The organism is Deinococcus sp. (genome assembly GCF_018260405.1).
GTDB lineage: Bacteria > Deinococcota > Deinococci > Deinococcales > Deinococcaceae > Deinococcus.
Genome location: NZ_JAGLBG010000122.1, coordinates 1 through 5,416, shown reverse-complemented (window position 1 = coordinate 5,416; position 5,416 = coordinate 1). Strand labels below are relative to the sequence as shown.

General features: G+C 61.0%; 7 protein-coding genes. 4 read left to right on the top strand and 3 right to left on the bottom strand.

The window, feature by feature from the left end; translation table 11 throughout:
* Nucleotides 1-248: 248 nt before the first annotated feature.
* From fsa to pdxT, 4 genes are all read left to right on the top strand, one after another.
* On the top strand, nucleotides 249-959 hold the full coding sequence (fsa, locus tag QZ269_RS11730; protein ID WP_291426889.1) for a fructose-6-phosphate aldolase: 711 nt from the start codon (nucleotides 249-251) through the stop codon (nucleotides 957-959).
* Nucleotides 956-2,230 carry a transcription termination factor Rho gene (gene rho / locus QZ269_RS11725; protein ID WP_367272288.1) on the top strand — a complete coding sequence of 425 codons (1,275 nt, stop codon included), beginning with the start codon at nucleotides 956-958 and terminating at the stop codon, nucleotides 2,228-2,230. Before fsa ends, rho begins: the two co-directional genes overlap by 4 nt.
* Before the next feature lie 87 nt (nucleotides 2,231-2,317).
* Nucleotides 2,318-3,205 (top strand): pyridoxal 5'-phosphate synthase lyase subunit PdxS, encoded by an 888-nt coding sequence (gene pdxS, locus QZ269_RS11720; protein WP_291426888.1) that lies wholly within the window; start codon nucleotides 2,318-2,320, stop codon nucleotides 3,203-3,205.
* On the top strand, nucleotides 3,195-3,797 hold the full coding sequence (gene pdxT / locus QZ269_RS11715) for a pyridoxal 5'-phosphate synthase glutaminase subunit PdxT (protein WP_291426887.1): 603 nt from the start codon (nucleotides 3,195-3,197) through the stop codon (nucleotides 3,795-3,797). The genes pdxS and pdxT overlap by 11 nt, the downstream gene beginning before the upstream one ends.
* A 108-nt stretch (nucleotides 3,798-3,905) precedes the next feature.
* On the opposite strand, the gene tpiA is transcribed toward pdxT, so the two are convergent.
* The 3 genes from tpiA to pgk all read right to left on the bottom strand — a co-directional run.
* Nucleotides 3,906-4,643, bottom strand: a complete 738-nt coding sequence (tpiA, locus tag QZ269_RS11710) for a triose-phosphate isomerase (RefSeq protein ID WP_291426886.1) — start codon at nucleotides 4,641-4,643, stop codon at nucleotides 3,906-3,908.
* A gap of 198 nt (nucleotides 4,644-4,841) precedes the next feature.
* Nucleotides 4,842-5,240 carry a VOC family protein gene (locus tag QZ269_RS11705; protein WP_291426885.1) on the bottom strand — a complete coding sequence of 133 codons (399 nt, stop codon included), beginning with the start codon at nucleotides 5,238-5,240 and terminating at the stop codon, nucleotides 4,842-4,844.
* A gap of 17 nt (nucleotides 5,241-5,257) precedes the next feature.
* A partial coding sequence (pgk, locus tag QZ269_RS11700) for a phosphoglycerate kinase (protein ID WP_291426890.1) occupies nucleotides 5,258-5,416 on the bottom strand: 159 nt, incomplete at its 5' end.

The window sequence follows — 5,416 nt, the reverse complement described above, 5'->3', positions numbered from 1 at the left end:
TAAGAAGTACCTGAGAACCATCTGGCCCAAGATTCGTTACCGCCAGCTCCCGGCCAAGCTTCTTGGCCTGAACACCGATGCGACATCAACTTAACTCGTTATCAATAGCTAGATGCCTTGGACCGTACAGGCTCCGGAAAAGGTGCGTCCCACTTGGCGTACACCTGACACTTAGGCGTATGCTGTAGCTATTCAAGACAGGTCAGGTGTGGGCAAGGACTCAGTACAGACCTGAAAGGACGTGAAGCATGGAATTTTTTATCGATACGGCCATCGTAGACGAGATCAAAGAAATTAACGCCTGGGGCGTACTCTCGGGTGTGACCACCAACCCCAGCCTGATCGTGGCCTCGGGGCGCGACTTTCGTGAAGTTATCGGTGAAATTGCCGAACTGGTTCCCGGCGGGGCCATCAGCGCCGAAGTAACTGCACTCGACGCCGAGGGCATGATCAAGGAAGGCAAAGACGTGGCCGCCTGGCACAAGCAGGTTGTGGTCAAGCTGCCCCTTACGCCCGCCGGGCTGCAAGCCTGCAAGGCCCTGACAGCCGAAGGCATCCGCACCAACGTGACCCTGTGCTTTAGCGTGTCGCAGGCCCTGCTCGCCGCCCGCGCCGGGGCCACCTATATCAGCCCGTTCGTGGGCCGCGTGGACGACCTCAGCTGGGACGGCATCGGCCTGATCCGCGACATCAAGGAAGCCTACGTGCTGGGCGACGTGCAGACCAAGGTGCTCGCCGCCAGCATCCGTCACCCCATGCACGCCGTTCACGCGGCGCTGGCCGGGGCCGACGTGGCGACCATTCCGTATAAAGTGTTTAAGCAGATGATTTCTCACCCGCTGACCGACAAGGGCATTGACGGTTTTATGGCTGACTGGGCCAAGCGTGCCGGAGCCAGCCCAGCGACGCCGCCCAGTGAAGCCGGGAGCAACCCGCAGGCGGAGGCGGCCAAGAAGTGAGCGCTCCCGCTTTGACCTCACTGGCCTTCCATGACCTGCAACAGAAAATCCTGCCCGAACTGCACCTGATTGCGGCTGAACTGGGCATCGAGAACTACCGCAAGCTCAGAAAAGACGCGCTGTCTCTGGCCATCATGGAGGAACAGGCCCTGGCCGAGGGTCAGATTCTGGCGCGGGGGTATCTTGATATCAGCGCCGACGGCTACGGCTTTTTGCAGTCTGATCTGCTCGACCCGTCCAGCCGAAGCGTCCTGGTGACTGCCGGACTGATCAAGCAGTTCTACCTGCGAACTGGCGACGAGGTCATTGGCCGCGCCCGTAAGCCCCGTGAGAACGAGCGCTACGGCTCCCTGGTGCGCGTCGAGGCCGTCAACGGTCTGGACCCTGAATCGGCCCGGCAGCGCCCGCGCTTCGACGACCTTACCCCGACCTTTCCCGATTCCCAGCTGGTGCTTGAAGACCCCGGCATGGACGACGGCATGAGCCTGCGCGTCGTGGACCTGCTGGTGCCGATTGGGCGGGGCCAGCGTGCCCTGATCGTCGCGCCGCCCAAGGCCGGTAAGACCACGCTGCTCAAGAAGATCGCCAATTCCATCGTTAAGAATTACCCCGACGTGACCGTGATGGTTCTGCTGGTCGACGAGCGCCCCGAGGAAGTGACCGATTTCCGTGAGAGTGTGCAGGGCGCGCAGGTCATCGCCTCGACCTTCGACGAGTCGCCGCAGCATCACATCCGCATGGCCGAATTCGTGCATGAACGGGCCCGCAGGCTAGTCGAGGACGGCGGCCACGTCGTTATTCTGCTTGACTCAATCACCCGCCTGGCCCGCGCCAATAACCTGGTCACGCCGCCGACCGGACGCACGCTGGCTGGGGGCCTCGATAGCAACGCGCTCTACTGGCCCAAGCGCTTTCTGGGCGCGGCCCGCAACATCCGGGGCGGCGGTAGCCTGACTATTTTGGCAACCGCTCTGGTCGAAACCGGCAGCCGTATGGACGACATCATCTTCGAGGAGTTCAAAGGCACCGGCAACGCTGAACTGGTGCTGTCGCGCCGCCTCGAGGAACGCCGCATTTTCCCGTCGCTCGACATCCTCAAATCGGGCACCCGCCGCGAGGAACTGCTGCTGCAACCCGAAATTCTGAAAAAAATGTGGCTGCTGCGTAAGGTCATTTCCGACATGGACGCCGCCGACGCGATGGAAATGCTGCTGGGGCGCATGAGCAAAACGCGTAACAATGTTGAGTTCCTGTCGTCTCTGGCAGGCTGACTTTCTGTGCCGGGGGGCTGCAAGTGGCCCCCTCAACTCTAACCAACTGGCCCTTTAGACGGGGCCAGTCGTGTTATAGCTTTGGGCATGACTCAACAGACTGGAACCGCCAGCATCAAGGAAGGCTTTGCCGAAATGTTCAAGGGCGGCGTCATCATGGACGTGGTGACCGCCGATCAGGCCCGGATTGCCGAAGCTGCCGGAGCGACCGCCGTCATGGCCCTTGAGCGCGTGCCCGCCGACATTCGCAAAGACGGTGGCGTGGCCCGCATGAGTGACCCCAAAATGATCCGGGAGATCATCGCCGCCGTGAGTATCCCGGTCATGGCAAAAGTACGCATCGGCCACGTGGTCGAGGCCCAGATTCTTCAGGCCATCGGCGTGGACTTCATCGATGAATCCGAAGTCCTGACCCCCGCCGACGAGCAGTTTCATATTCTGAAAACCGGTTTCAAAGTGCCTTTCGTCTGTGGGGCCAAAAACCTGGGTGAAGCCCTGCGGCGCGTGGGTGAGGGGGCCAGCATGATCCGCACTAAGGGCGAAGCGGGTACGGGTAACGTGATCGAGGCCGTGCGCCACGCCCGTACCGTACTGGGCGATATCCGCACCATTCAGGCCCGCCCCGCCGAGGAACTGATGACCGTGGCCCGTGACCTGCAAGCACCCTATGAACTGGTCAAGTACGTGCATGAACACGGCACACTCCCTGTGGTGAACTTTGCGGCTGGCGGCGTGGCCACCCCCGCCGACGCCGCGCTGATGATGTGGCTGGGTCTGGACGGCGTGTTCGTGGGCAGCGGCATTTTCAAGAGCGCCAATCCCGAGCGCCGCGCCCAGGCCATTGTGAAAGCCGTGACGCACTACCAGAACCCCGATATTCTGGCCGAGATCAGCGAAGACCTCGGCGCACCGATGACGGGTATCAACATCGATGAGCTGATTCCAGAGGAGCGCCTGGCCTCGCGTGGCTGGTAACGCTGCTCTGAGCGTGGGCGTTCTGGCCCTTCAGGGAGCTTTCCGTGAGCATATGCGGATGCTGGAGGTGCTCGGGGTGCAGGCGCGTGAAGTGCGGCTGCCTGCCGATCTGGAGGGGCTCCACGGCCTGATTCTTCCCGGCGGCGAATCGACGACCATAAGCCGCCTGATGACCGATTACGCCCTCTGGGACCCCGTGCGCCAGTTCGCCGTGGCGGGGGGAGGGGTCTGGGGCACCTGCGCGGGCGCGATCATGCTGGCGCGGACCATTGAGGGTGTCTCACCTAATCTGGGCGCTCAGCCGGGCCTGGGCCTGCTTGACATCACGGTCCGGCGCAACGCCTTTGGCCGCCAGGTCGACTCTTTCGCCGTGCCTCTGGACGTGAGGGGCTTGGACGGGCCATTTCCGGCGGTGTTCATTCGTGCTCCTCTGATAGAGCGGGCCGGGCCAGAGGTCGAAGTGCTGGCGACCCAGGCGGGCGGCGCGGTGCTGGTGCGCCGGGGGCGCGTCATGGCTTCCTCGTTTCATCCGGAAGTGACGACAGATCCCCGGCTACATTCCCTGTTTCTGAAGGGCCTGTCCGAGCTGTAAGGGTAGATTTCTTGCAAGAAACAATAAGTTCACGTGCAATTTTTATCGTGAATCTTTTCACTTACTTACTTGATATCAATGCCCGGTCAGCAGCCGGGCAGAGAAGGCTTATTTCAGTGCGGTATTCATACCCAGCACATCGGGCACTTTAAGGCTCGCGCCACCAACCAGCGCCCCATTCACGTTCGGCTTGCCGCAGATCTCGGCGATGTTCTCAGGCTTGACACTGCCGCCGTACAGAATACGGATGCTCTCAGCCTCCGCACCGTACTGCTTTTTCAGCGCCTGGCGTATGGCCGCCGCCAGTTCTTCAGCGTCGTCGGCGGTTGCTGTCTTGCCGGTGCCGATGGCCCAGACCGGCTCGTAAGCCACGACCACCTCGGCGCCGACTCCGGCCAGGCTGCCTTCCAGCTGCCTGAGGGTAAAAGGCACCTGTTCGCCCTTTTCGCGCACATCAAGTTTTTCGCCCACACATACGATGGGCACCAGGCCGTTCGCCTGCGCCTGCTTCGCCTTGGCCGCCACCTGGGCGTCGGTTTCCTGATGGTAATCACGGCGTTCGCTATGTCCGATCACCACATAGGTCGCGCCGGTATCCTTGAGCATCGCCGCACTGATTTCGCCCGTGTATGCGCCGGACTCGTGCTCGGATACGTCCTGACCACCAAATTCCACTCCGGCAGGCAGGTTGGCCGCCAGGGTAGAGAGGTCCAGCGCCGGAGCCATAACGGCCAGCTCTACACCGTCCACCGGGGCATATTTTTCCTTGAGTTCCTCGGCCCAGGCGCGGGCTTCGGTGGGGGTCTTGTTCATTTTCCAGTTCAGGGCCAACAGGGTATTGGGCATGTTTAATTCTCCTTGGTCAGTGGGCGAGAGCCTAGAGCAGCTTGCATAATTACGCCATTTGTGGGACTCCACCCCAAACGGCTGTCTTGGGCAAAGCGGCACCCATGATGGGGCCTGCCCGCTTCTTGGTCAGAACGGACTCGCTTGAGCAAGCCTGCCCGCCCGCTCGGCGTAAAAAGCCACGTTGTTTGTGGCTTTTTACGCAAACTGCTCTAAGCTCTGCGAAAGCCGTACCAGATAGCCGTCGGGATCTTGTACCAGAAATTGTTTGACCCCGACCTCGTGGTCAGCCACTCTGTACCATTTTTCTTCGGGCTGGATGAAGAGCGGCCACTGGACACGTGCCAGCCGCCCTAGGATGGGGTCTATCTCAGGAACAGTAATTTCAAAGTTAATGCCCTGGCCCAGCGGTTTTTGGAGCGGGGCGGTTTCCCAGGTTCGTGTCTGTCCAATCTGGTCAAGCATAATGTGAGCAGTTCCCAGCATCAGATAAGCAAAACCCTCTTCTGGTCGGTCATATTTGACGCTGAAGCCCAACAGGTCTACCCAGAAGGTGAGACTGGCGACAATATCCTGCACGGCCAGTTCCGGAACCAAATCAGGTTCCAGTTCCCTCACCCCATCGCCACGACGCCGGGCAATTCCTTGCCTTCGAGCAGCTCCAGGCTCGCGCCGCCGCCCGTGCTGATGTGGTCAATTTCGCCTGCCTTGCCGCTCTTGTTGATGGCACTTACACTGTCGCCGCCGCCGATCACCGTGTAAGCCTTCCCCTT

Bases quoted from the DNA above. Each gene is read 5' to 3' on its own strand.
- fsa (WP_291426889.1), top strand. From the start codon at position 249: ATGGAATTTTTTATCGATACGGCCATCGTAGACGAGATCAAAGAAATT.
- pdxS (WP_291426888.1), top strand. From the start codon at position 2,318: ATGACTCAACAGACTGGAACCGCCAGCATCAAGGAAGGCTTTGCCGAA.
- tpiA (WP_291426886.1), bottom strand. From the start codon at position 4,643: ATGCCCAATACCCTGTTGGCCCTGAACTGGAAAATGAACAAGACCCCC.